This window comes from Lacimicrobium sp. SS2-24 (assembly GCF_002201535.1).
GTDB lineage: Bacteria > Pseudomonadota > Gammaproteobacteria > Enterobacterales > Alteromonadaceae > Lacimicrobium.
Map to the genome: position 1 here is coordinate 230,663 of NZ_NIWW01000003.1, position 25,192 is coordinate 255,854.

The window sequence follows — 25,192 nt, forward strand, 5'->3', positions numbered from 1 at the left end:
GTGAGCCTGACACTCGGCATCGTGATGGATCCCATCACCGACATCAACATCAAAAAAGACACCAGTTTTGCCATGCTGTTGGAAGCCCAGCAGCGTGGCTATCAGATTCAATACATGGAAATGTCTGATCTGTATCTGGACAATGGTAAAGCCATGGCCAGAATGCGTTCGCTACAGGTCAGGGAAGATAGCAACGACTGGTTTACCCTGGGTGAAGAACGCTTTGTTGCGCTGGGTGAGCTGGATGTGATTCTGATGCGCAAGGACCCGCCTTTCGACGGCGAGTACCTGTACGCCACACAACTGTTTGAACTGGCAGAGCAGCAGGGGACTATGGTCGTGAATCGCCCACAAAGTTTGCGTGATTGTAACGAGAAGCTGTTTGCTGCCTGGTTCCCACAGTTTTGTCCGGCCACCCTGGTTACCCGTCAGCAGAAGCTGATCCGCGCCTTTCATCAAAGACACCAGGATATCATCTGTAAGCCCCTCGATGGCATGGGCGGTGCATCTATTTTCAGAATCAAAGAGGACGGCAATAATCTCGGCGTTGTGATCGAAACCCTTACCGACCATGGCAAGCGCCTGGCCATGATTCAGGAGTACCTGCCCGCCATCAGTGACGGCGACAAGCGGGTACTGGTGGTAGATGGTGAAGTCGTGCCCTACACCCTGGCCAGATTACCCAGCCAGGGGGAAACCAGAGGGAATCTGGCGGCTGGCGGCAGCGGCCGCCCCCAGCCCCTGTCTGATTCGGACAGGAAGATTGCCGAGGCTATCGCCCCCATACTGGTTGAGAAGGGTTTGTTGTTTGTGGGACTGGATATTATCGGTGACAAACTGACTGAAATTAATGTCACCAGCCCCACCTGTGTGCGCGAAATTGAAGCGCAGTTTGATATTAATATCTGTGCCATGCTCTTCGATGCTATTGAAAGACGGCTTAGTGGCCACATATAAATGACATTGAAGGTTAACGAGTCAGTGCAATGAAGAGCTTTGAAAATCACTTTCTGATTGCCATGCCCAGTCTGGAGGACCCCTATTTCTCCCGTTCGCTGACCTATATCTGCGAGCATAATGAGCATGGGGCCATGGGTATTGTCACCAATCAGCCAACAGGACTGAACCTGCGCGAAATGCTCAAGCAGGTCGACAAGGAAATTGAAGTCACTGACGATAAAGCTGAGCAGATCGTGGTAGCCGGCGGCCCGGTCAGCCAGGACAGAGGATTTATCCTGCACAGTACCCAACCAGGCTGGAGTTCCAGCATGGCACTGACGAGTGAGATCATGGTAACCACATCGAAGGATATTCTTGCTTCACTGGGAAACCAAAGAGGGCCGGATAAATCACTGGTGGCGCTGGGTTATGCTGGCTGGAGTGCCGGTCAGCTGGAAGAAGAGATTCAACAGAACTCATGGCTACTGATTGAAGCCGACACCGAGTTACTTTTTGATATTCCCGTGCATAAAAAATGGGAAATGGCGGTGAAAAAGCTGGGTGTGGATATCTGGCAATTGGCCCCTGGTGCCGGACATGCGTGACCACAACAAGGGATAAGAATGAACCATGAAGAACTCTTTTCCTGCAACATACGCCTATCAGAACGATGGGCGGGTGGGAAGCATCGGTTGAGAGTGACATCGACCGTTTTACCTGGCGCTGATGGCTTTTCAGTCATCCGTTGCGAACTACAGTCATGAGCCATACCAATAATACTTTATTGGGTTTTGATTTTGGCACCAAGAGCATTGGTGTCGCTGCAGGACAGCACATCACCGGCACAGCAGCCCCCCTTCCGGCACTCAAAGCACGGGATGGGATTCCTGACTGGAGCTTACTGGATAAGCTCATTGAACAATGGCAGCCTGCCGCACTGGTAGTTGGCTTACCACTGAATATGGATGGTACAGATCAGCAGGTAACCTTCGCCGCAAAGAAATTTGCCAATCGCCTGCATGCCCGATTCAGGATACCGGTGCACACCTGTGACGAACGATTGACCAGCGCCGATGCCAGGGCGCGCCTGTTCGAACTGGGCGGTTATAAGAAACTGGATAAACAAAAAGTCGACAGTGTTGCCGCCTGCCTGATCCTGGAAAGTTGGATGAATGGCTAAAATTGCCTGAATAGGCAATACTGTGTTCCAGACTTTCAGCAACACCAACAACACCCATTTATGTACGCCAGACTTCTGCTCCTGACGGTTTTATGCTTTTCTTTTGCTCTGAACGCTTACCCACTGCGCTTTGCTGTGTACGAGCCGGGTTTCCCTCCCTTTATTTTTATTGATGACCAACAAAAAGACATTACAGGCATCGTTCCGGAACTGCTGACCGCGTTCAGCCAACAGCAACAAATCACCATAGAGTATGTCATGGACAACCGTAAAGGCGGAGAACAGCGCCTCTATGAAGGCAATGTGGATGCCATGTTAATCAGTCCACAGTGGGCAAAACACGCCGACCAACTGGTCTTCAGCAACGCCATTCTGCCCTATGATGATTATTTATTTCACCTTGCTTCTGCTGCACCGAAAGCCTTATCCGGTGGCCGTTCAGTATGCACCCGCCAGTACTACGTATATCCGACGTTAGAGCCGCACTTTGCTGCGGGTACCTTACTGAGAATTGATGCCAGCAGTCAGCACGCGCAATTAAAGATGCTGGCCAACGCCCGCTGTGATTATGCTTATCTTAATGAATTAGTGGCTCATTGGCTGGTCGCCCGGTATTTCCCCGATTTGCAACTCACCTCCATATCGGACTTTAAGGCCAGCACGTCTTTGCAGATTGCGTTACATCCAAACTGGCGTAAGCACCTGCCGGCACTGAATCAATTTATCGGAGAAAAACAAAAAAGTGGGGAGCTGAAGGCCATTGTCGAAGGCTTTGTTTTCATGGAGAGCGAACAATAAGTGTCATGACATAAAGAAAGCCCCGTTGATGACGGGGCTTTTTGCTGCTGAGAACTGAAAACCTAATGAAATACCGGCCGACTGATACTGGCATGAACGGCATGGCGCATCATCCGCGAGAAATCCCGTTGCGAAAGATGAATCAACGAACGGTGGTCACCCCCTTCAAAATAAATATCAGGCAAATCCATCAGGCTGTGATCAACGATTGCATCGAGATTAAAGGCCTGAGCCAGTGGCGGAATAGCGCCGTTTTCACAATCTTCGAAGTAGCGGTAGAGCTGTTGCTCTTTCATCAGGCGCAAGCGACGGTTGAGGATGTCATTAATACCCGCCAAATCAACCTTGCTGTCAGCGGGCAACACGGCCATCATACGGTATCCGCGATCATCTTCCAGCACCACCGCCTTGGCCACCTTGCTCGAGGGAACATGGGCGGCTATGGCACTTCCCAGCGAACTGTGTGAGTGATCATGAAACAGTGTCTGATAACGAACTTTTTGCTGATCCAAATAGGATACAACGCGTTGTGAAAGACTCATGGCAGGAACTCCTCAATAGGGCAAACGGGACTAATAAGTATAGTCAGTTTCAGGGCCACAAAGAGAACAATTTACTTTTTCCTGAATGACCCTCAACAGGACTGCACAGGCTGTGCACCGCAGTTCCAACACAGTTCAAAACTGCCACCATTGATCTCCCCACACTCAGCGCAGCGCCAGTCCTGTTGCTGCGTGTTTTTATAGGCAGCGTCCTCAATCAGTCGCTGAGCTTTTGGCTGCCAGTCATCGTCAATAACCCAGACCTCAGGCCAGCAATCAAATGGGGATAAATCACCGGCACCACCAATGGCAAATTCATTTTTGATAAAACAGCCAATGCCCTGACTCTCGAGCAGATCTTTTACCTGCTGCACCAAAAAGCGCTCTTCGTGGCTATACACTTTGATCATGGATACCTCTCATCAGCGCTGTCAGACCATGGTTAATCCATATCAATGGACACATTTGACAGTGAACCCAACTCGGGACCATCACCCTTATCGAGCTTGATCATCAGACGCAAATCATTGGGTGAGTCAGCATGATGCAGGGCCTGCTCCATGGTAATACGTCCTGCTTTAAATAATTCATATAAGGCCATATCGAAGGTCTGCATCCCCGCTTCTTTGCCTTTTTGCATGGCTTCTTTTAAGCCACCGATTTCGTTGCGCTGAATCAGGTCACGAATAAGCGGCGAGTTCAGCAGGATCTCAATGGCGGCTATCCGCCCCTTACCATCTGCTGTGGGAACCAGTTGCTGGGCAACAATAGCGCGGATGTTAAGACTCAGGTCAAAGCGCAGTTTGTCATGTTGATCTTTGGGCGCGAGGTGCATTATCCGCTCAATGGCCTGATTGGCATTATTGGCGTGCAAGGTCGCCACACACAAATGACCGGTATCGGCAAAAGACATAGCATATTCCATGGTCTCCATGGAGCGAATCTCACCAATCAGGATGACATCGGGTGCCTGACGCAACGAGCTTTTCAGCGCATCATCAAAGGACTGCGTATCGATGCCCACCTCACGTTGGGTGACCACACAGTTTTCATGTTCGTGTACGAATTCAATGGGGTCTTCAATGGTCAGGATATGCCCTTTTGAATTGCGATTACGATGGCCAATTAATGCCGCCAGTGAAGTGGATTTACCGGTACCGGTGCCGCCGACGAACAATACCAGTCCGCGTTTGGACATGATGATATCTTTAAGAACCGGGGGGAGCCCTAGTGAATCCACCTGCGGAATCTGCGTGACAATGCGACGCACCACCATGCCGGCCAGGTCGCGTTGCCAGAATGCGCTGCAACGAAATCGCCCGACACCGTCTTCGGCTACGGCAAAATTACACTCTTTGGTTTGCTCGAACTCCTGCTGCTGCTTCGGCGTCATCAGGCTATGCACCAATGCCAGAGAGTCCTCGGCCGTCAGTGGCGATTCATCCAGATGAGTCATCTCACCATTAACTTTGGCACTGACAGGAAATCCCACCGTAACAAAGATGTCGGATGCATCGCATTCCACCATTTGCTCTAAATAAGGACGCATATTCATAAACCGCTACTCCTAGAATTTAGGCTGTTTATCAATGGATTTGGCCGCCGCATCCTGTGCGCTGATTTGCCCCATGGCCACCAGTCGCTGCAGACATTGATCCATGGTCTGCATACCATGGGACTGCCCGGTCTGTATCACCGAATACATCTGCGGCACTTTGTCCTCACGAATCAGGTTTCGGATGGCCGGAATACCGAGCATGATTTCATGAGCGGCGATACGCCCACCGCCAATTTTTTTCAACAGAGTCTGAGAGATAACGGCGCGCAACGATTCGGACAACATGGAGCGGACCATGGCCTTCTCCTCTGCCGGGAAGACATCAATAATCCGGTCGATGGTCTTGGGCGCAGAGTTAGTGTGCAGGGTGCCAAACACCAGGTGACCGGTTTCTGCTGCAGAAATCGCCAGACGTATGGTTTCCAGATCCCGCAACTCCCCCACCAGAATCACATCGGGGTCTTCACGCAGTGCAGAGCGCAGTGCGTTATTAAAGCTGTGGGTATCGCGATGTACCTCTCTCTGGTTGAGAATGCTGAGTTTATTTTCATGCACAAATTCGATGGGGTCTTCGATGGTCAGAATGTGTTCGCGCTTGTTGGTGTTGATATGGTCAATCATGGCCGCCAGCGTGGTACTTTTACCCGAACCCGTGGCGCCCGTTACCAACACAATGCCGGTGGGTTGATTAATAATATCCTTGAAAATCTGCGGCGCACCCAGATCATCCAGTGTCAGTACCTCGCTGGGGATGGTCCTCAGTACCGCCGCGGCGCCGCGGTTTTGCATAAACGCGTTAACACGAAAGCGGGATAGCCCTTTGACTTCAAAAGAAAAATCCGTTTCCAGATTTTCTTCGTACTCCTTGCGCTGCTTGTCGTTCATGATCTCATAAACCAGCGCATGCACTTGTTTATGGTCCATTTCCGGCACATTCAGGCGGCGAATTTCACCGTCGACACGGATGATTGGGGGTAAACCTGCAGAAAGGTGCAGGTCAGAGGCTTTGTTCTTGACACTAAAGGCTAAAAGTTCGGTAATATCCACAGCCGACTCCATCTGAAATTACAATAAGTTATCCAGATGTATCATAGTTTTACCTGAAATAAGGTATGTTTTGACATAACCACAGGCATATCAGGGACACAATCCGGACTGATAATGAAAACCATAGCAGAACGACTCAAAAGCGCATCAGATTCCATTCGCCAACTGTGCCAAACGGTTAATCTTCCACCTGACCAGGTGGCATTGCTGGCGGTGAGCAAAACCAAACCCATCGAAGATATTCGTTGTGCTTATGAGGCCGGACAGCGGCTGTTCGGTGAAAACTATGTACAGGAGGGCGTCGAAAAAATCCAAGCTCTTGATGACCTTACTGACATTCAGTGGCATTTCATCGGTCCCTTACAGTCCAATAAGACCCGTGCGGTAGCGACCCATTTCGACTGGATGCAGTCACTGGATCGCATCAAAATTGCGAAGCGCCTGAATGACCAGCGCCCTGAAGACAAACCGCCTTTGCAGGTGCTGATTCAGATTAATATCAGCCATGATCAACGCAAATCCGGTCTGGAGAATGACACCGAGTTATTTGCCCTTGCCGAGCAGATCGCAGCGTTACCCAACCTTAACCTCAGAGGGCTGATGGCTATTCCGGCAGCGGGACTGGATGACGCCCAGCAACTGGCGGTTTTTATTCGCATGCGGCGTTTGTTTGACGGCCTCAGAGCCCGTTTCCCACAGGCAGACACCTTATCCATGGGCATGTCGGGAGACATGCACAATGCCATCAAAGCCGGTTCAACTATGGTAAGATTGGGCACTGCTATATTTGGTGCCCGCTCCAATGCGGCCCAATAAAACCCATTAAAAACAAGGGGAACAGTCTCTTATGCAACACAGAAAAGTCGCCTTTATCGGTGCGGGTAATATGAGTCGCAGTATCATCAGTGGCATGGTAAAGAGTGGTTATCCCGCCAATCTGATTACTGCCAGCAATCCTTCGCGTCCCAAGCTGAACGCACTGCAGCAAAATCAGGGAATCAATATCACCCAGGACAACCTCGAAGCGGTCAATGCTGCCGAGGTTATCGTGTTAGCGGTTAAGCCTCAGTTGATGGAAGAGGTCTGTAAACACCTTCAACAAGCAGATCTCAGTGGCAAACTCTTTGTTTCTATTGCCGCCGGCATTGAATCGGCGCGCTTGCAGGAAATGCTCGGCGGGCAGTATCCATTGGTACGCACCATGCCCAATACACCCAGTGCACTAGGACTGGGCATGACCGGTCTTTACGCCGATGCGCAGGTCAACGACGCGGACCGTCAGTTTGCCGGTGAATTGCTCGAGCAGGTAGGCGAAGTCGCCTGGGTCGACGATGAGGCCATGATTAACGGTGTGATTGCCGCCGCTGGCAGCAGCCCGGCCTACTTTTTCCTGTTCCTGGAAGCCATGCAGGATGAAGCCAAAAAACAAGGCTTTGACAACGACACGTCAAGACTGCTGGTTCAACAGGCCATGCTCGGTGCCGCTCAGATGGTTTGCAATAACCCTGACCTTGAAATCAGCGAATTACGTGCTCAGGTTACCTCGAAAGCCGGGACAACGGCCGCCGCGCTTAACCATTTTGAAGAAAATGGCATTCGCGAGCTGGTCAGTGGCGCCATGCAGGCGGCCGTAAAACGGGCCGGTGAAATGGCAAAAACCTTCTAGGCTGTCGTGCCATGAGGTTTTAGAATACCGCTTTAACTTATTAATGGCAGACGGCACATCGGCGCCGTCACGCCGGACCAAGGAGTCCTGCAACGATGAATTCGATACATTTTCTGGTCAGTGTGCTGTTCAACCTGTACCTGATGGTGGTGTTGTTAAGGTTATGGCTGCAGCTGGCGCGGGCAGATTTCTATAATCCGTTCAGTCAGTTCGTGATTAAAGCCACGCACCCCATTGTGGGCCCGCTGAGACGAATTCTGCCTTCACTGGGCAGTCTGGATACCGCGACGCTGGTGCTGGCCATCCTGGTGGCCATGGCTAAGGTGGTGGTGGTAACTCTGATGCTGGGCGGTGGCAGTTTCAATCCGCTGAGCCTGTTCATCACTTCATTGCTGATTGTGGTAAAAGAGGCGCTGTCGCTGGTGTTCTGGGTCTTGATATTACGGGCCATACTGAGCTGGATCAGCCAGGGGCGCAATCCCATGGAGCTGGTGTTACATCAGCTCACTGAACCCATGCTCGCCCCCATCCGGCGTATCATTCCCCCTATTGGTGGACTGGACCTGTCGGTTCTGGTGGCCATTATCGCCCTGCAATTCGTGCAAATCCTGCTGCAGGACTTACTTGGCTACTATTTCTGAGTGTCATTTCCCTTCTCTGAGTCATCTATACTCAGAGAAGGGTTTCAATACGGAGGTAATGATGAATAACTGGCTAAGGATCCCATTGCTCTGTGTGCTGATGATGTCATTCTCTGCTGCGGCGGAGCAAAAGCAAACACTCGGCGATTGGGATGTGCATTATATGGTGCTCAACAGTACTTTTCTGACCCCTGAAGTGGCCCGCACTTATGGTATACAGCGCAGTAAATATAACGCCGTGGTCAATGTGTCGGTACTGGACAACGACTCGGCAAAAGCTCAAAACCTGTTAGTCACCGGAACCGCCACCAACCTTATCGGAACGGTAAAAAAATTGCAGTTCAAAGAGGTTATTGAAGGCGACGCAATTTACTACATTGCGACGCTCAGTTTCCGCGACCAGGAGCAATACCGTTTTGCCATTGATTTGAAACAGGATAAAAAACAGCACACCCTGAAATTCAGCCAGAAACTCTATAGCGAGTAATCCGGGCTCCATATAGGAGGCCTGTCTTAACGTGCTGGCAGTGGGTCAGCTGCGGCTCTCAAGCTCACACCACCAGCATACCCACTACCTTAAGACCCACGCTGACAGAGCTGCACCTGAAATGGCTGGTGATAAACTACCATTCGTCGCTGATATTGCGCTTTAATAAAAACCGTTTATTTGTGAAAAATTTTTAGCAAAAAATCGTCTAAAAATCTTCTGAGGATGCCGTTGAAAGGCCCGTTGTGATACCCCACTTTATACTGTGAGAGGGTTATGTCTGAATCAGAGTGACCCTTTTTTAACCCAACAACGAGTCGTTTTTTTTGCATATTGCTTCGAGGAGGATATGTTATGAACTCTATAGATTTTACCCCACTTTATCGCAGTACTATTGGTTTTGACCGTCTGCCATCATTACTCGACAAGGCGCTGCGCGCAGACACTGCCGCCAGCAATTATCCCCCCTATGACATTGAAATGATGTCCGAAAACCAATACGCCATCACCCTGGCGGTTGCCGGTTTTCATCGGGATGAACTGGAGATTCAGGTAGAAAAAGGCGTGCTAAGCGTCCGTGGTAGTAAGGCGCAGGACAAAGCCCCTGATAAAGAATACCTGTATCAGGGGATTGCCACGCGCTCTTTCGATCGCAAGTTTAACCTTGCCGATCATGTGGAAGTGACAGGCGCCGATCTGAGCAATGGCCTGCTAACCATTCAACTGGTCAAGGAACTGCCAGAGGAAATGAAACCACGCACCATTGCTATCAATTCAGAGATCGGGAAACACCTGGAACATAACAAAAAAGGCGACCAAAAAGCCGCCTGATTTGATGTGTGTCGGGTGACGGTGTGACCGTCACCCGCTTATCCAAACCAACGTTTGAACCAGCTGGGTTTGACTGATTTCGTATTCGCGCTGGTCGTCTGTTCATCTTTATGCAATACCATCAACGGAGCGAGATCCTGCTCTAACCCCGCATAAGGTGTGAGGGCATCGGTATAAATGCCCTTTCTGATTTGCTCTAAGCTGGAGGTGGTGATACTGCGCTCGCTCTGCTCCAGGTCAAGCAAACTATCCTGCCAATCTAAGCCCAGATGCGCGAGCACCGGGCTGAGCGTTTGCCTGGGCGCTTTCACCAATGCTTCGTAGTTTACTGAAATCAACCGCTTACCCAGTTTCTGCTTCCAGAAGCCCATCAGCGACTGATACCCCTGATAATACTCCGCCAGGGTGGCCAGATCATTGCCATAACGGTGAAAAGGACTCAGGTTTTGCTCAAATATAGACAAACAGGTAGCAACGGGATCACGCTCACAATGAATAAATGTGGCCCCGGGTAATGCCCTGGCCAGCCATCCAAGATGCATAAAGTTGTGCGGCATTTTGTCTGTAATATACTGCGCATCGGCATCATAATCGCTCAGCGCTGAGAGGTAACGTTCACTGAACTGCTGCATCTTTTGTTCGCTGAGATCGGCAGCCAGATAATGCAAACGCAGCTGATGGGGATGCACCTCCTCAGGCAAATTGGGATTAAGTTCAGTGAGCAGATTCTCAACCAATGTGGATTCACCGGCCGCGAAGATGTCAGGATGGTTACCCAATATAGATTCGATCAGTGTGGTGCCCGAGCGCGGCATGCCCAGTACAAAAACCGGCTTTTTACTGCCTTGATTGACCTCGAATCCTGCATACCCCTTGTAACCGCGCTTAATGCGCTCAAAACATTCCAGTTCCTTACTGACAGAAACAGGCTGACCGCCGGCCTGAATCTGATTGGCCTGCTTGAGCAGAGCAAGCCAGCGGGTTCGATCTCGTTTTTTGTAATGACTGGCGAGAAGAAAATAGAAGGTCGCTTTCACCTGTTTATGGCAATGAACAAGGCGCGGGTCCTGTTCCAATGCTGCCAGCTGTTGAGCAGACAGCTCTGGCTGCATCACCGCTGCCAGTAATTTTTGCTCTGGACTGCTTCGGTCGGCAAAGCGATTAACCACGCTAAGCTCATTGTCCCGCTCCCCCAGGAAGCGATAAACATTATGCAACCGTTGCAATTGAGGATGACTGAAATGCAACTGCCCAGGTCCTTTTAAACTGGCTTTCGCTTGCTTTGGCCGGTTACCGGCCACATAGATTTCGGCCAGCGCCACAGCCCTTTCGGCCACATCACGAATCTGCTCTGCCACTGCTCGCGCCCGTTTTAACAGGCTTGCCTGCCTGAGCGTTTCAACCTGACGCAGTAGCATGACATCGTCATTGATGCCGCCTTTGATGGCCTTGTCATAGTGCGCAGCCGCTCGAATAAAGAAACCCAGTTCAAAATAGCAGGTTCCCAGATTGCGATGCCATTCCGGATTGTCAGCCTGGCTCAATGCCTGTTTAAAGTACCCTGCCGCCTTGCTGTGCTGGTTCTGAAAGAGGTAACAGCTGCCGAGATTATTCAGACAATTGGCATCATCGGGTTCTAATTTCAGTGCGGTCTCAAAATGTTGTTGGGCAAGCGGATACTGCCCACGCTGGAACAGACAAATTCCTGTCATTTTGTGCAAAAGAGGATGCTCAGGATAGGTCTTCAGCAGCTCGCTGGCGCCCGCTTCGACATCCGCTAAGCGTCCCTGGGAAAAATGCTGCTTGAGCTGATCGAGCGCCTGTTCGTCCATCGTGCTTCCTGTTGTTATTGTTCGTCGCGGATAAAGACCGGACTTTGTGCACTGGATTGATCTGCATCATAGCGGTAGCCCGCCATGTCGAAGCCCTGTAAGGCTTTGACTTCGCTTATCTGATTGGTAAGGATGTAGCGCGCCATCATGCCCCGGGCTTTTTTTGCATAAAAACTGATGACTTTATACTGACCGTTTTTTTGATCCTTAAACACCGGCGTTACCACCACACCGTCGAGCTTCGCAGGGCGCACCGATTTGAAATATTCGTTGGAAGCCAGGTTAACCAGCACATTGTCACCTTGTGCCTGCATTGACTGGTTCAGTTTCTCGGTAATGCGATCGCCCCAGAACTGATAAAGATCTTTGCCTCGGGCATTATCCAGCTTGGTACCCATTTCCAGTCGATAGGGCTGCATCAGATCCAACGGTTTCAGCAACCCATACAGCCCGGAAAGAATGCGCAGATGTTTTTGAGCATACTCGAGTTCCTGCTCAGACAAGCTCTGAGCCTCAAGTCCGGCGTATACGTCACCATTAAACGCCAACAAGGCCTGCTTGGCATTTTTCTCGGTGAAAGGGCGGCTCCAGCTGTGATAACGCTCAACGTTAAGGTGCGCCAGTTTGTCACTGATTTTCATCAGACTGCCCACTTGCTGTGGTGATAACCCGCGACATACCTGAATCAGCTCCGCTGCTTCATCCAGCATCTCCGGCTGGGTCGCAGTCTTGACCTGTGCGGGGGACTCATAGTCGAGATTTTTTGCCGGTGACAACACAATCAACATAGTACGCGGACCTCAGTATCAAAAGGGCCACTATACCAATTTCGCGGGTGAGTCTGAAATCAATTTAGACGATTGAAAAGATAGGAAAATAGGTGCATTGAAGGTTTTGATACCAAATAGCCAAGAACACTAAACAGGATCAATGCAATTTGTGATTATCCAGCGCATTCATCAGTGCCTGATGCACAGCGTTATCAAAAGCGCAGAAAATGACTTTGCGAAGAGAAGATTCCTGAGCTAGAAACTGACTCACCGTGTTCACGGCTATATCGCAGGCCTGCTGCACTGGATAGCCATATACACCGCAACTGATGGCTGGAAAGGCGATGGATTTCAATCCCTTCTCTGCCGCCTGTTTCAAAGACTCGCGATAACAGCTGGCCAGCTGTTCTGCTTCGCCATGTCCTCCGCCTTGCCAGACCGGGCCGACCGTGTGAATCACATAGTCAGCGGGTAACTTGAAGCCAGGACTGATCTTGGCCTTGCCGGTGTCACACCCATTCAGGGTGCGACAATAGGCCAGCAACTCAGGGCCCGCCGCACGGTGGATAGCGCCATCCACGCCCCCGCCACCCAACAAACTGTTGTTCGCTGCATTCACAATAGCGTCCACCTGCAGTTCGGTAATATCACCCTGGATAAGCGTTATTTTGCCTGACATCTCCCCCCCTTTTTCAGCCCTTGCCTGTTAAACTATGGACCATCTGGATCAAAATAGTCCAACACCCTTTGAGACATATTAGAAAAGGCTATAAGTAACACTATCAAATACCAGCAACTTGATAGAGTTCATTCTTTATTTGTAGTAAATTTACATCATTAATTAGGAGAAATGACCCAAAATGGCCAATCAACTGGACGAATTAAAGAAAATAACCACGGTTGTTGCGGACACCGGTGACATTGATGCAATCAAGAAATACCAGCCGGTGGATGCCACCACTAACCCCTCACTGTTACTCAAAGCGGCAGACCTGCCCCAATATCAGGCGCTGATTGACGCATCTGTCATATGGGCCAAGCAACAATCATCGGATCCGGCACAGCAACTTATCGATGCCGGAGATATGCTTGCAGTCAGTATCGGCAAGGAAATTGTGCAAATCGTGCCGGGGCGTATTTCCACCGAAGTGGATGCGCGTTTGTCTTTCGATACTGAAGCAACCATTGAAAAAGCACACAAACTGATTGGCCTGTACGAGCAAGCCGGCGTCAGCAAAGACCGCATCCTGATCAAAATCGCCTCGACCTGGGAGGGTATCCGTGCCGCCGAACGGCTGGAAAAAGAAGGTATCAATTGCAACCTGACACTGCTCTTCAGCTTTGCACAGGCCAGAGCCTGCGCCGAAGCCGGTGTATACCTGATCTCACCCTTTGTGGGCCGAATTCTGGATTGGTATAAAGCCAATACCGACAAACAGGATTACGCCCCGGCTGAAGATCCCGGTGTTCAGTCGGTAACAGAAATTTACCGTTATTATAAAGATCACGGCTACAGCACCGTGGTCATGGGCGCCAGCTTCCGCAACATCGGCGAAATTACAGAGCTCGCAGGATGCGACCGCCTGACCATCAGCCCCCAGTTACTGGGTGAACTGGAAGCCTCCAACGAGCCACTTCCGGTTAAGCTCAAAGACAACGGCAAAGTGAAAACACCTGAAGCAAAACTGAGTGAAAGCCAGTTCCGCTGGATGATGAATGAAGATGCCATGGCCACTGAAAAACTGGCTCAGGGAATACGCAACTTCGCCGCCGATCAGGTCAAACTGGAAGCGAAACTTTCAGGTCTGCTAAGCGCCTGACACCTTAACGAAAACGGAGAGACAATGAACAGCCTGACACAATCGCAAAGCTGGAAAACCCTTCAGTCACTGGCCGCACAGTTGGACGGCCAGCACATGCGAGACTGGTTTAAGGACGATCCCGAACGGGCCGATCGCTTCACGCTGGAAGCCTGTGGTATCAGCCTGGATTATTCCAAAAACCTGATTACTCAGGACATACTGGACGGGCTGTTGTCTCTGGCGAAGCAACAACAAGTCGCCGAAAAACGCGACGCCATGTTCTGTGGTGACATTATTAACCACACCGAAGAGCGTGCCGTGTTGCATACCGCATTGCGTAATTTTTCCGACAAGGCGGTGATGGTTGATGGCGTTGATGTGATGCCGGAGGTGATGGCAACACAGGATAAGATCCGTGATTTTGTTGAGCGCATTCACTCTGGTCAACACACAGGCTATACCGGCAAACCGCTTACCGAGATTGTGTGTATCGGTATCGGCGGTTCTTTCCTTGGCCCCAAAATCATGTCAGAAGCCCTTAAGCCCTATTGGCACGAGGGCGTCAACGTGCATTTTGTAGCCAATGTGGATGGTTGTCATATCCACGATGTCCTGGCTGAGCTGGATCACGAGCAAACGCTGGTGGTGATGTCCTCCAAATCCTTTACCACGCAGGAAACCCTGCAAAACACCCTGACCGCCAAAGACTGGTTTTTGCAATCCGGGGGCAAGCAACAGGATATTGCCAAACACTTCATCTGTGTGTCGTCGAACATCAAAGCGGCCACAGAGTTTGGCATTGCCGAGGAAAACATCTTTCCCATGTGGGATTGGGTGGGCGGACGCTATTCACTGTGGTCTGCCATTGGCCTGCCCATCGCTCTGCGACTGGGTTATGCGCACTATCGTGAATTGCTTGAGGGCGCCTATAACATGGACTGCCATTTTCAAAGCGCGCCTCTTGAGCAAAACCTGCCGATGATCATGGCCTTGCTGGGCGTCTGGTATACCAATTTCCTGGGCGCACAAAGCCATGTGTTGCTCCCCTACTACCACTATTTGCGAGGCTTTCCCGCCTATGTCCAGCAACTGGATATGGAAAGCAACGGTAAGTGTATTGCCGGTGACAAGGAGCATGTGGATTACGCCACTGGCCCGGTAATCTGGGGTAGTGAAGGCACTAACGGCCAGCACAGTTTCCATCAGCTGATTCACCAGGGCAAGGTACTGATCCCGGCCGATTTTATGCTGCCGCTGCGGGTGCCGAATCAGAATGATACCCACCATGCCATGCTTGCCTCCAATTGCTTCGGCCAGACTCAGGCTCTGATGCAAGGCAAAACCTATGATGAGGCCTATGCCGAACTGGATAGTAAAGGCTTGAGCGATGAAAAGCGCGAATCTCTGGCTCACCACAAAACCATGCCGGGAAATAAGCCCAGCAACACCCTGTTGTTCCAGCAGTTGGATCCCAACACACTGGGTGCTCTGGTGGCCCTGTATGAACACAAGGTATTTGTTCAGGGCGCTATCTGGGGCGTCAACTCCTTTGATCAGTGGGGTGTGGAACTGGGTAAAGTGCTGGGCAACCAGGTACTGGATAAAATCCAGAATCCGCAGCAACCTCTGGATCTGGATGCCTCTACTAACGCCCTTATTCAGCGCTTCAGACAAGCGTTATAAGAGGCTTTCACTGCGTTAATCAAAGGCACCCTAGGGTGCTTTTTTATTGCGGGAAATGACACCGGTATTTTATGCATTCTGACAAAAGGGCAAGATCATCATCAGGACCATGACCTGGTGAGCACACACCAACAGCGCTCAGACGAAGACTCCCTATCTAAGCATCTTCCTCTGGCTTACTGGTGATTATCTCTCTGTGCTTTGAGTGCCTTGTCGAGGAGAGCATAAGCTCCACACTGATGGTTAAGATAAACACCTACCTGCATCGTCATAAGCGGCGTATCTGCAGGTTGCAACTGAATGGAATCATGGGAGGCTTCAAACAAGCCCGCACTGGTAGTGTCGGCCAGCACAAAATCCACGCGCTCGCGAATCATCATTCTGAAGCCTTGCTCAACGGTCTCGACAAATATCAGCTGCAGATCGTAATCGCTCAGTCGTTCATGGATCTGCCCCTCTTTTGATGGACGCAGCACAGCCACCGTTTTACCTGTCAAAGTCTCTCTATTCAATCTGAAGGGATCATCTTGTTGCACTCGTATAAGCGCAATGTCCACATTATCTCCAAGAGGATAGTAATCATTGCCCATCACACCCTGTTTGGGTGGATAAAAGCTGACGCACCAATTGCCTGATGCAATCATTCCCTGTGCTCTGGCTGGAGGGACGATAAAGGGAGACCAATCTATTGATGTGTTAGCCAACCTTTGGCGCAGCAATTCAAAGCCGATTCCATTTGTTGGCATTTCATTGCTGGTAAAAGGGGGATATTCCACAGCAAGGATATCAACTGAATTGTTAGTGGTTCCTGCTGCTGGAATAACAAACAAAAGATAAAAACACAGTGCAAAACCAACAGCCACTGCCTTGATGCCAGAGAAAGCTCCCTTACTTGTATTCATATCCCCTCCATGACTCCACAGGTATCGCTTTCAATATAGTTGTGGAAGGCAAATGGATCTATTTCGCTATCAAGAGATATTCAAAAGAATATGCCACCCCGCTCCAGGATGAAAGCCAGACAGCATTCAGGTATGGAAAACTCAAGAAGAGCTCCTCTGGGGTGGCGAGCCATGTTAATGCCTCTCCTTACATTGACTGTCGATTAAGCATAAGAAAATTCATTTCCCTTCTGGATCAGTCAGCTTCTATCTCATCATGTACGGCGATAATGGATTTGGTCAGTTTATGTCCCGGGGCAAGGTGAATTAATGGCTTTTGCTCCTGGTGGGATTCTCGCATTTTAACCGACTGTGAGATGTAGTGCGGTATCACCGGATAGCCCTCACTGATCAGTTCATCCACAATGCGACTGGGTAGTTTGGCGTTGGCCATATACTGATTGGCAATAATCCCCTCGATTTTCAGCTTTTCGTTGTGATCTTCGGTGATCTCCGCGATTTGCTGTTGCAGGCTTTTTAATCCCTGGATGGCAAAGTCGTCACAGTCCACCGGTATCAGCACTGTGTCCACCCCAATTAAGGCCGACAAACTGAAAAAATTCAGCGCCGGTGGGGTATCGATATAAATCCGATCATAGTCTTCATTGAGTTGCTCGAGCGCCTCTTTGAGCTTGTAGATCTTGTGCCGGCTGCTGAGCTCGCTCTCAATATCCCCCAGTTGCGCAGAGCCCGGGATCATATGCAGGTTTTCATAATCGGTAGGCTGACAATATTCAATGGCAGGCTTCTTACGCAAATGAAAGGTAATAGTCTGATCGAACAATTCAAAGACACTGCTGTCTTTTTCTGCATTCTCCTTCCCCAGGTAGCGACTGGCGTTACATTGGGTATCCAGATCCAGCACCAGGGTTTTCAGTCCACGTTGGGCACTGATGGCCGCCAGATTCACGGTAAGACTCGACTTCCCTACTCCGCCCTTTTTATTAAATAATGCTCTGATCATGCTGTATAAGGCCCTGTGTGCTTTGTGTTCGCCACCTCATTGTCTGCAAGTGCACCTGAAACAGCAAGTGTTATCGTTAGCAGCAGTACACGACGCTCAGCGTCGTAGTGGCAGTTAAATCAATGCATTGGACTGATCCCATCATGCTATACGCAGTAAACATATCGGTATAAGCTAAAGTTAAACGACATGAGCAACGTCAGGCAACGGATTGTGTCTGCCGCGACGCCAGATTTAATAGCGAGATGCCCTATGCTGCGATTCAACCCGAAGGTTCCCAAGCAAGAGACAGAGCAGGCCTTCCGAATAGATAACCCCAGCAAATACATGACCATCACTTACGTAGTTTCGTTGTCGGTTATCGCGCTGCTCTCCCTTGCTGTACATGTCGTTTTGGATAAAGTTATTCAGCAACAAGGCCAAACTGCAAAAATCGTCAACATCAGTGGTCAACAACGAATGTTGTCACAACGTGCCAGTCTTTACACACTGAACTATTTGACTACGGGTTCTGAAGAGTCTAGAAATCTGGCGGAAGATGCCACAAACCTCATGTTGGAAAATCATCAGTTTCTGATTAGTCAGAAAAGCAGCAAGGAGGGGTTTTCTGATGCCCTCAACAGTATGTATTTTTCGGCCCCCTATGCGATAGATGAGCAAGTAAAAGCCTTTTCCGAAAACATCACCAAACATCTAAATGGTCCCCCCTTACAAAACAATAGCAGAGCAGATAATGGGGCATTTTTATTTTCTGAGATGGCGAAAAATGATCTTATCGAGGCCTTACACGCCGCCGTCGGGCAATATGAACAGGAGAGCTATGAAAAAGTTGAGGAGCTGAGAATGGCTCAGAACATCGTACTTTGGATTATCATCCTCACCATCTTAATTGAGGCTGTCTTTATCTTTCGGCCCATGGTGGCGAAAGTCAGCAGTTTTGCGCAACGCTTGCAGCATGATGCCAATTTTGATGTGCTCACAGAAATTTTCAACCGCCGGGCATTTAATTTACTTGCCAAGCGCACATTCGACCTGTCGGTTCGCCACAAACACGCTTTAAGTGTAATCATGGCCGATATAGACTTTTTCAAGAAAATTAATGATACCTATGGGCATCAGGTCGGTGATGAGGTGATACGGCTGGCTGCTCAGGTGTTTAAACAGCGCTGCCGTGAGACCGACATTGTGGCAAGGCTGGGAGGCGAAGAGTTTGCAGTCATTTTGCCAGAAACCCCGATTGATGCCGCCACTAAAGTCGCCGAAGCACTGCACCGGGCGATCGCCAGTCGGTGTTTAACGGTCGAAGGCCAGAAGGTCGCGTTTACGATGAGCTTTGGTATAAGTCAGCGAAACAATAATGACACGAATATTGATACGGTCATAAATCGTGCAGACAAAGCATTATATAAGGCTAAAGAAAACGGCCGTGACCGCGTCGAAGTTGAGACAGTGGCAGAGCCTTCAGTTCAGGCCTCGGTAGTATCATCAACACCTGCTGCTGAGCATTAAACGCTGGCCACAAATCTAAAAGTTAAAATTGAATTTTAATCTTGAAGCTCATTGCCAACCCGGTACAAGCAAAGGGCTAGATTGCATAGGGTTGGAATTCACATCACACTCACAGTCCATTGCAAAATAACCGCGGACGTTGGATAGCGTAAGACTCCCCGTTTTTTTAAACGGCTAACACATTCTCCTCAGGTCAGTTAAAAGCTGTTGGCCAAGCACGTTATATTGCTCCCTCCCCAGAAGCGTTGCTTTAATCTGAATCAGCTATGCGCACGTGTGGCGGGTAGTAACAAATATCCAGTTTGCCGTTGCCTTTGTATTTAAAAAACGGGTTGTCCATGCTGCGTCCCTGCTCCAGACGTGTTTGCATCGCCTTAGAATCGGTGCGCTGAATTTGCAAGCTCAGGCGCGCTGTTTCAGGCACCTTGCTGGCCAGCCTGGCGGTTACAATCTTGCCCCGGTGCTGAGGCGTTTCAATCACTCCAGAATTTACCATCGCATCCCCTCTGGGCAGGCCCTGAATATGCTCCATACCATATATAACCCGGCCAAAGACGCTCATATTGCGATCCAGATGGCGTGGCGCCGGCCCAATCACCACGTAAAAATCGGTAGTGGCACTGTTGGCGTCAACGGAGCGGGCCAGATTGAGATTGTCTGTACACTAAGATCTCTTGGGTTAGGGCATCCCCGGCACTGTCTCGCTTTCAAGTGCCGCTTTATACGGCGACTGTGCAGCGAATTGCTCTGCCTTACGCGGATTATTCGCCATCAAACCTCGATATACCCGTTTTGCCGTTTCCAGTCGTTTTTCCTCACTTTGGATCTTATCAAGATGAGTCATTGAAAAATCCGGATGCCGGAATACGGCGCGCTCAATGAGCTGGCTTAATGCGCTATCTCTGTCACTGTAATCCGTCTGATCAAGCCAGCTCATTCCGGCTTCGGGGGCTGTCATAGCGAATGAGTCCATCACCATGTTTATACTTTTTTGTATGTTTCCGGCAGGCGACTGGCGCATGAACCAGTCCGCTGCCTGATTCATTTCAGCCTCTTTTGACACCATCCAGTTGAATAATACAGTGCGCTGCATGCCTTCATTGTTGAGTGTGCTGGTTGTTAACCACTGACTGGCGCTGCGCGGATCCTGACTTGCCCAATCCGAAACGAGTGCCTTTGCGACGTCACTATTTCCTTCTAACTGTGCAAGATCAATCAGCTCAATCAACTCACCGGAATGATTCAGGTTATCAGTGATCCCTTTCACTGCCATATGCAGTTCATTGCGTGAGAGGCTCAGGCCATTAAGCTTGTCCATGGCGTCATATCTGTCATGCGCCGCCAGCCCTTTAAACAAAGAGAGAGGAAATTGCCCGCCATAAGGGGAGTAGGCGTCTTTATTACGAACAAACCAGTCGTAGGCCGCCTGTGGATTTTGCCTTGACCACTCAGACATTATCGTCGTGGCATGGGACAGTCTTTGCAGCGGCTCTTTAACATTGCGATGCAGATAAGCCATGGCCTCCTGGGCATTGAATTGGCTGTATCGGGTCAGCATCATCGCCAGTAAGCTTCGATGCGCCGGCAAAGCCGCAATGGGCTCGAAATACTGTAGTGCGTCGGTTAACTCAGCCTCGGTCAGCTGACTGATAGTATTGTATGCCTGACCGAGCTGCCCGTAATTGACCCGTTCACCATTCTCAGTTGCCAGCGTCAGTTTTAAGCGCTCAATCAATGCCTGGCCGTTTACATCATCGGAAGGCCCTTCAATAGCACTATCTGTCGCTGGCTTATGCTTTTCGGGCGGCGCTATCGCCGAATCAGGATTATGTCTGACAGTTTGTTGAGGAGCCTGCTCGGTTTGCTGGTCATAAGCGGAGCTGGTTGAGTTAAAGTGTTGTGGCTCTGTAAAACGGCCAATCAAAAAGGCCACCATCAGGCTCACAATCCATAACACAACAACAATCGGCTTCTTCATATCCGGCGACTCCCTGTCAGTAGTTCCAGTTACTATTACATGGGCAGAGCGACAGTTCAATTAAGCATGCCAGGGCGAGTGAAATCCCTTTTCGTCCAGAAGCGTTGCTTTAATCTGAATCAGCTACGCGCACGCGTGGCGGGTAATAACAAATATCCAGTTTGCCGTTGCCTTTGTATTTAAAAAACGGGTTGTCCATGCTGCGTCCCTGCTCCAGACGTTGTTGCATTGCCTTGGAATCGGTGCGCTGGATTTGCAAGTTCAGACGCGCTGTTTCAGGCACCTTGCTGGCCAGCCTGGCGGTTAAAATCCTGCCCCGGTGCTGAGGCGTTTCAATCACTCCGGAATTTACCCTGGCATCCCCTCTGGGCAGGCCCTGAATATGCTCCATACCATATATAACCCGGCCAAAGACGCTCATATTGCGATCCAGATGGCGTGGCGCCTGCCCAATCACCACGTAAAAATCGGTAGTGGCACTGTTGGCGTCAACGGAGCGGGCCATGGCAACAACGCCCGGACAATGGATGAGCCATTCCTGTGCATCGATGATGGCGCGCCCTGCCTGAAAACCATGGAGATAACCCGTTTGTGGGGCAAAGAAGTCGTCTTGCTGAACCAGCTCAAAAACAGAGGTGCCAGTGAGAGGGCGGGTAAACTCTGCCATCAGAGGAGTTTTAAAGTCTGAAGCTTTTTCGCCCGACATATCTCCGCCTTGCGCCACAAAGCCCTCAATCACGCGGTAGAAATCCAGTCCGTCATAAAAGCCTTCATTAACCAGACTCGTAAACTGTTTCACATGCTCCGGCGCCACAAAGGGTGCCAGCTCTATGACCACAGTACCGCTTTCCAGCTCCAGATAAACGGTATTTTCAGGATCCGGCGTTCGCCACTCTGAAGCCTGGACCGACGATATGAATAGAGAGAATAATAACAGGGCGTATTTCATACTAGCGCACTCCTTGATACTGGGTAGCTCATTATAATTAGCAATTTCACTCATAAAACGCAGGTCTGCAGGCAGAGAACAGAGAAGATGCAACCTACAACAGCAAACGCCCTTCTACTGGGATAAAGCGGCTGGCGGCGTTAACCAATGACAAGGCAGTTAATTCGGGTACACCATAGACTTCAACCTGGCAGCCATACTTTTGCTGAATTCGCTCTGCCAGTAAGGCAAAATCACCGTCACCAGAGGCCAGCACCACCGTATCAACCCGATCGGCAAAGTCCATGGCATCTAAGGTAATGCCCACATCCCAGTCACCTTTGGCTGACCCGTCGGCACGCTGAATAAAGGGTTTCAGGCGCAATTCAAAACCAATGGCCCGTAGAATATTCTGAAACTGCCGTTGCTTTTCATTGCCCCGGTCAATGGCGTAGGCAAAGGCCTTTGCAACCTCTCGACCGGCAGTCGCCTGAGCCCAGAACTGGTTATAGTCAAAATGACGGGAATAAGCATCCCGGGTGGTGTAATACAAATTCTGCACATCCGCCAGAATCAGCACCTTTTCTTGCGCCATTACAATTCCTTGGTCATAAAGTACTTAGAGCCGGTCAGCGGATAGTGCTGTTGTGTCCATTGCACCCGATAGCCGCATTTCTCGTAAAAAGGCCGGGCCTGGATATTGAGGGTGTCGAGGAGACAGAACTTACAACCCCTAGAGGCTGCTTGTTGTTCCATCGCAACAAGGAGCTGGCTGCCTACCCCTTTGCCGCGTTGGCTGTTATCCACCCACAAGGTTTTCAGTTGCAGCCAGTTACCAAAGGTTTCACCAGCGGCTCCGCCGACAATGGTACCGGCTTCATCTCTTAGCACCGCTGCAAGAGGTTGTCGCTCATTCCATTCCCGGTGAGCCCGATTAAACTCGACAATCTGCTGGTGTAAAAACTCGGTAAGAGATTCTGATGGGGTGTTTTCTATTTCAATTTTCATGTGTTGCATCAGGCAGATAGGGTGAGGCAAGCCTATCTTCTGTCTGCTATGTAACGCAAGACCTTAATCAGTCAGGTCACAGGGAAGCGTCAGCGTGAAGGTTGTACCTTGTTCCGGTTCAGAGGTGGCCTCCAACTGCCCTTTTAACTTAGCGGTGGCAAGGTTGTAGCTGATGGACAATCCGAGCCCCGAACCACCCTGGCCTCTGCGGGTAGTAAAAAACGGCTGGAAGATATCTTTTAGCACCGCTGCAGGCATCCCCTTACCATTATCTCTGAACACTATGACCACCTGTTGTCGGCCTCCTTGTTGCTTTGGTGTTACCTCAATCAGCAATTCATTACGGCGTTCATTGCTATCAAAAGCATGCACGCAGGCATTGTTGGTCAGATTGGTGAGGATCTGCGCCAGCGCCCCCGGATAACTGTGCATTGCGACAGGTTCATCGGCGCGCAGCAAATAGTTCACTTGATGTTTTTTGAGCATGGGCAGCAAACTCGACATGACCACCTGAATATACTCACCCAGTTCAAACTTGGTTAAGGCCAGATTATGTTGATCTACTGCGGTTTTTTTGAAATTTTGCACCAGTTCTGCGGCCCTATCCAGGTTTAAGGTCACCAGATTGAGACTTTGATACATACTGTCGATATGTTGATCGAGGGCTTGGCGGGTAAGGCGGTTATCAGTAATTTTACTACGCAACTGGTCAAGCAAATGTTGACAATGACTGGCCCCGGTGACAGCTATCCCCAGTGGTGTATTGACTTCATGGGCGACACCGGAAACCAGACTGCCCAGTGAGGCCATTTTCTCATTTTCAATTAACTGCTTTTGAGCCTGTTTCAGGGAATCCAGTGTTTGTTCAAGGCTGGCGGTGCGCTGCTGCACCAGATTTTCCAGAGAGGCATTGGTTTCTTCGAGTTTGCGGGCGTAGTCATTGCGCTCTTTGGCACTGATGGCCCGGCCCACCAAATCGGCCATTGCCGCCGCGAAGCTTTGTTCATCCTGACTCCAGTGTTTCTCGCCGCCAATGTGTTCACAGCAAACGATGCCCACCATTTCTCCCCGATGACGTATCGGCATGTCCAGCATCGCACCGATACCCATGGGTTTGAGATACACTTCTGTAAAGGCTTCTGTGGCAGGGTGGCTACAGGCATCATCTGCGGAAATGGTGCGCTCAGTATCCAGTGCATCAAAATAAGCAGGGAAGTCCTTGCGGGTGAGTAAGATGTCTTCATCACGGGTCTGGTGATGCAAATCAATGACCAGATTACAGCGAATGCCTCCTGCTTCTTTATCCAGCATCCATACGCCGGCACGCTGAATTCGCAGGCCTCGCAGCAAGGAGTTGATGATAAGCTCCTCAGCCTGCTGCATATCTCCTAAATCAATTAACCGTGATTTAGAGACCTCCAGTAACAGGTTTTCCAGTTCTGCCTGCATGGCGATTTTGTATCCGCTTGTTCTGTGCCAGTACGCTGCAACATTGACTCTGATGAATAAAGCCTAATCCATCCTACTCAATTTGGTAAGGTTTTTGCTGTATTTCTTGGGAAGACTGATGATGCAAGGCCAGTAACATCCTGTTGGCATGTAACAAAAGCTTCATTTTTTGTTAATAAAAAGTAAAGAAAGCTGTTCTACTTTAACTTTGCTTATGGTATATCTTGATTGTCGATACCGCCAAGCCCCACTGAAAGAGGGGGCAGCCTGTCGATGCTCTATGCGCTAACACAACAAAGGAGATCTCACGTGGATCAGTCAGATTTGATGTCTATGCTCGACTTAGAGTCCCGTCCTGTTAAAAACAAAAGTAAAAAACGCAAATGGAGAGAGATCGAAGCCATACAAGATCAATACAAGCTTCGCAAAGAACTGGCAGATATGGATGTATTGCTGGATTACGAATTAAGCGAGCTTGATGCCTGACACGTAACGCCCTGCCACGCAGGGCGTTGTTGTTTCTGGCTAACAATAAGCAAGAAAGGCTGATTCCATACAGGCTATGGGCACTGTCAGCCTGACCTTGTGGCCGGTATTGCATAGCACCCGGAAGTAGCCCTGTTGTCCCTGATACGGATA

The 25,192-nt window shown here is 50.0% G+C and carries 28 protein-coding genes; 13 read left to right on the top strand and 15 right to left on the bottom strand.

Annotated elements, in window-relative coordinates; translation table 11 throughout:
- The 4 genes from gshB (at position 1) to CCY32_RS07085 (ending at position 2,917) form a co-directional block, all read left to right on the top strand.
- The gene (gene gshB, locus CCY32_RS07070) at positions 1–957 is read left to right on the top strand and encodes a glutathione synthase (protein WP_088329897.1); all 957 of its coding nucleotides are present in this window, start codon (positions 1–3) and stop codon (positions 955–957) included.
- Between the two features lie 29 nt (positions 958–986).
- Complete coding sequence (locus CCY32_RS07075) at positions 987–1,544, top strand: YqgE/AlgH family protein (protein ID WP_088329898.1); 558 nt, start codon at positions 987–989, stop codon at positions 1,542–1,544.
- 155 nt (positions 1,545–1,699) lie between these two features.
- A complete protein-coding gene (ruvX, locus tag CCY32_RS07080; RefSeq protein WP_088329899.1) occupies positions 1,700–2,119 on the top strand; it encodes a Holliday junction resolvase RuvX in 420 nt (139 codons plus the stop codon).
- A gap of 60 nt (positions 2,120–2,179) precedes the next feature.
- Positions 2,180–2,917: a transporter substrate-binding domain-containing protein gene (locus CCY32_RS07085; RefSeq protein WP_088329900.1), complete on the top strand. Its 738-nt coding sequence runs from the start codon at positions 2,180–2,182 to the stop codon at positions 2,915–2,917.
- A 62-nt stretch (positions 2,918–2,979) separates the two neighbouring features.
- On the opposite strand, the gene CCY32_RS07090 is transcribed toward CCY32_RS07085, so the two are convergent.
- From CCY32_RS07090 to CCY32_RS07105, 4 genes are all read right to left on the bottom strand, one after another.
- A complete protein-coding gene (locus CCY32_RS07090; protein ID WP_088329901.1) occupies positions 2,980–3,459 on the bottom strand; it encodes a YbaK/EbsC family protein in 480 nt (159 codons plus the stop codon).
- 92 nt (positions 3,460–3,551) lie between these two features.
- On the bottom strand, positions 3,552–3,869 hold the full coding sequence (locus tag CCY32_RS07095) for a DUF2007 domain-containing protein (protein ID WP_088329902.1): 318 nt from the start codon (positions 3,867–3,869) through the stop codon (positions 3,552–3,554).
- Between the two features lie 32 nt (positions 3,870–3,901).
- Entirely contained in the window at positions 3,902–5,014 is a 1,113-nt protein-coding gene (locus CCY32_RS07100; protein ID WP_088329903.1) for a PilT/PilU family type 4a pilus ATPase, read from the bottom strand.
- A gap of 12 nt (positions 5,015–5,026) precedes the next feature.
- A complete protein-coding gene (locus CCY32_RS07105; RefSeq protein WP_088330140.1) occupies positions 5,027–6,064 on the bottom strand; it encodes a type IV pilus twitching motility protein PilT in 1,038 nt (345 codons plus the stop codon).
- A gap of 114 nt (positions 6,065–6,178) precedes the next feature.
- Here CCY32_RS07105 and CCY32_RS07110 point away from each other — a divergent pair, with 114 nt between their 5' ends.
- From CCY32_RS07110 to CCY32_RS07130, 5 genes are all read left to right on the top strand, one after another.
- Complete coding sequence (locus tag CCY32_RS07110; protein WP_088329904.1) at positions 6,179–6,880, top strand: YggS family pyridoxal phosphate-dependent enzyme; 702 nt, start codon at positions 6,179–6,181, stop codon at positions 6,878–6,880.
- Between the two features lie 31 nt (positions 6,881–6,911).
- Positions 6,912–7,730, top strand: coding sequence for a pyrroline-5-carboxylate reductase (proC, locus tag CCY32_RS07115; RefSeq protein ID WP_088329905.1), 819 nt, complete (start codon positions 6,912–6,914; stop codon positions 7,728–7,730).
- A gap of 95 nt (positions 7,731–7,825) precedes the next feature.
- On the top strand, positions 7,826–8,371 hold the full coding sequence (locus CCY32_RS07120) for a YggT family protein (RefSeq protein ID WP_088329906.1): 546 nt from the start codon (positions 7,826–7,828) through the stop codon (positions 8,369–8,371).
- A gap of 61 nt (positions 8,372–8,432) precedes the next feature.
- Positions 8,433–8,858 (top strand): DUF4426 domain-containing protein, encoded by a 426-nt coding sequence (locus tag CCY32_RS07125; protein ID WP_246840564.1) that lies wholly within the window; start codon positions 8,433–8,435, stop codon positions 8,856–8,858.
- A 354-nt stretch (positions 8,859–9,212) separates the two neighbouring features.
- On the top strand, positions 9,213–9,689 hold the full coding sequence (locus CCY32_RS07130; protein ID WP_088329908.1) for an Hsp20 family protein: 477 nt from the start codon (positions 9,213–9,215) through the stop codon (positions 9,687–9,689).
- A gap of 38 nt (positions 9,690–9,727) precedes the next feature.
- On the opposite strand, the gene CCY32_RS07135 is transcribed toward CCY32_RS07130, so the two are convergent.
- The 3 genes from CCY32_RS07135 to CCY32_RS07145 all read right to left on the bottom strand — a co-directional run bounded on the left by CCY32_RS07135 (position 9,728) and on the right by CCY32_RS07145 (position 12,970).
- On the bottom strand, positions 9,728–11,521 hold the full coding sequence (locus CCY32_RS07135; RefSeq protein WP_088329909.1) for a sulfotransferase: 1,794 nt from the start codon (positions 11,519–11,521) through the stop codon (positions 9,728–9,730).
- Between the two features lie 14 nt (positions 11,522–11,535).
- Positions 11,536–12,309 carry a peroxide stress protein YaaA gene (gene yaaA / locus CCY32_RS07140; protein ID WP_088329910.1) on the bottom strand — a complete coding sequence of 258 codons (774 nt, stop codon included), beginning with the start codon at positions 12,307–12,309 and terminating at the stop codon, positions 11,536–11,538.
- A 139-nt stretch (positions 12,310–12,448) separates the two neighbouring features.
- A complete protein-coding gene (locus CCY32_RS07145; protein ID WP_088329911.1) occupies positions 12,449–12,970 on the bottom strand; it encodes an O-acetyl-ADP-ribose deacetylase in 522 nt (173 codons plus the stop codon).
- A 181-nt stretch (positions 12,971–13,151) separates the two neighbouring features.
- Between CCY32_RS07145 and tal the strand changes: the two genes are divergently transcribed.
- Positions 13,152–14,111, top strand: a complete 960-nt coding sequence (tal, locus tag CCY32_RS07150) for a transaldolase (RefSeq protein ID WP_088329912.1) — start codon at positions 13,152–13,154, stop codon at positions 14,109–14,111.
- Between the two features lie 24 nt (positions 14,112–14,135).
- On the top strand, positions 14,136–15,776 hold the full coding sequence (gene pgi, locus CCY32_RS07155) for a glucose-6-phosphate isomerase (protein ID WP_088329913.1): 1,641 nt from the start codon (positions 14,136–14,138) through the stop codon (positions 15,774–15,776).
- A 176-nt stretch (positions 15,777–15,952) separates the two neighbouring features.
- On the opposite strand, the gene CCY32_RS07160 is transcribed toward pgi, so the two are convergent.
- Positions 15,953–16,678 (bottom strand): hypothetical protein, encoded by a 726-nt coding sequence (locus CCY32_RS07160; RefSeq protein WP_088329914.1) that lies wholly within the window; start codon positions 16,676–16,678, stop codon positions 15,953–15,955.
- A 235-nt stretch (positions 16,679–16,913) separates the two neighbouring features.
- Positions 16,914–17,681 (bottom strand): ParA family protein, encoded by a 768-nt coding sequence (locus CCY32_RS07165; RefSeq protein ID WP_088329915.1) that lies wholly within the window; start codon positions 17,679–17,681, stop codon positions 16,914–16,916.
- 252 nt (positions 17,682–17,933) lie between these two features.
- On the opposite strand from CCY32_RS07165, the gene CCY32_RS07170 reads away from it, so the two are divergent.
- Positions 17,934–19,190 carry a diguanylate cyclase gene (locus tag CCY32_RS07170; protein WP_088329916.1) on the top strand — a complete coding sequence of 419 codons (1,257 nt, stop codon included), beginning with the start codon at positions 17,934–17,936 and terminating at the stop codon, positions 19,188–19,190.
- A gap of 250 nt (positions 19,191–19,440) precedes the next feature.
- On the opposite strand, the gene CCY32_RS07175 is transcribed toward CCY32_RS07170, so the two are convergent.
- From CCY32_RS07175 to CCY32_RS07200, 6 genes are all read right to left on the bottom strand, one after another.
- Positions 19,441–19,836, bottom strand: coding sequence for a peptidylprolyl isomerase (locus CCY32_RS07175; protein ID WP_088329917.1), 396 nt, complete (start codon positions 19,834–19,836; stop codon positions 19,441–19,443).
- 33 nt (positions 19,837–19,869) lie between these two features.
- A complete protein-coding gene (locus tag CCY32_RS07180; protein WP_088329918.1) occupies positions 19,870–21,168 on the bottom strand; it encodes a hypothetical protein in 1,299 nt (432 codons plus the stop codon).
- 109 nt (positions 21,169–21,277) lie between these two features.
- Positions 21,278–22,117: a peptidylprolyl isomerase gene (locus CCY32_RS07185; protein ID WP_088329919.1), complete on the bottom strand. Its 840-nt coding sequence runs from the start codon at positions 22,115–22,117 to the stop codon at positions 21,278–21,280.
- Positions 22,118–22,211: 94 nt separating this feature from the next.
- Positions 22,212–22,691: an NYN domain-containing protein gene (locus CCY32_RS07190; RefSeq protein ID WP_088329920.1), complete on the bottom strand. Its 480-nt coding sequence runs from the start codon at positions 22,689–22,691 to the stop codon at positions 22,212–22,214.
- On the bottom strand, positions 22,691–23,104 hold the full coding sequence (locus tag CCY32_RS07195; RefSeq protein ID WP_088330141.1) for a GNAT family N-acetyltransferase: 414 nt from the start codon (positions 23,102–23,104) through the stop codon (positions 22,691–22,693). Before CCY32_RS07195 ends, CCY32_RS07190 begins: the two co-directional genes overlap by 1 nt.
- 63 nt (positions 23,105–23,167) lie before the next feature.
- Positions 23,168–24,553 (bottom strand): ATP-binding protein, encoded by a 1,386-nt coding sequence (locus CCY32_RS07200; protein WP_088329921.1) that lies wholly within the window; start codon positions 24,551–24,553, stop codon positions 23,168–23,170.
- 309 nt (positions 24,554–24,862) lie between these two features.
- Between CCY32_RS07200 and CCY32_RS07205 the strand changes: the two genes are divergently transcribed.
- On the top strand, positions 24,863–25,039 hold the full coding sequence (locus CCY32_RS07205) for a DUF3545 family protein (protein WP_088329922.1): 177 nt from the start codon (positions 24,863–24,865) through the stop codon (positions 25,037–25,039).
- Positions 25,040–25,192 lie beyond the last annotated feature (153 nt).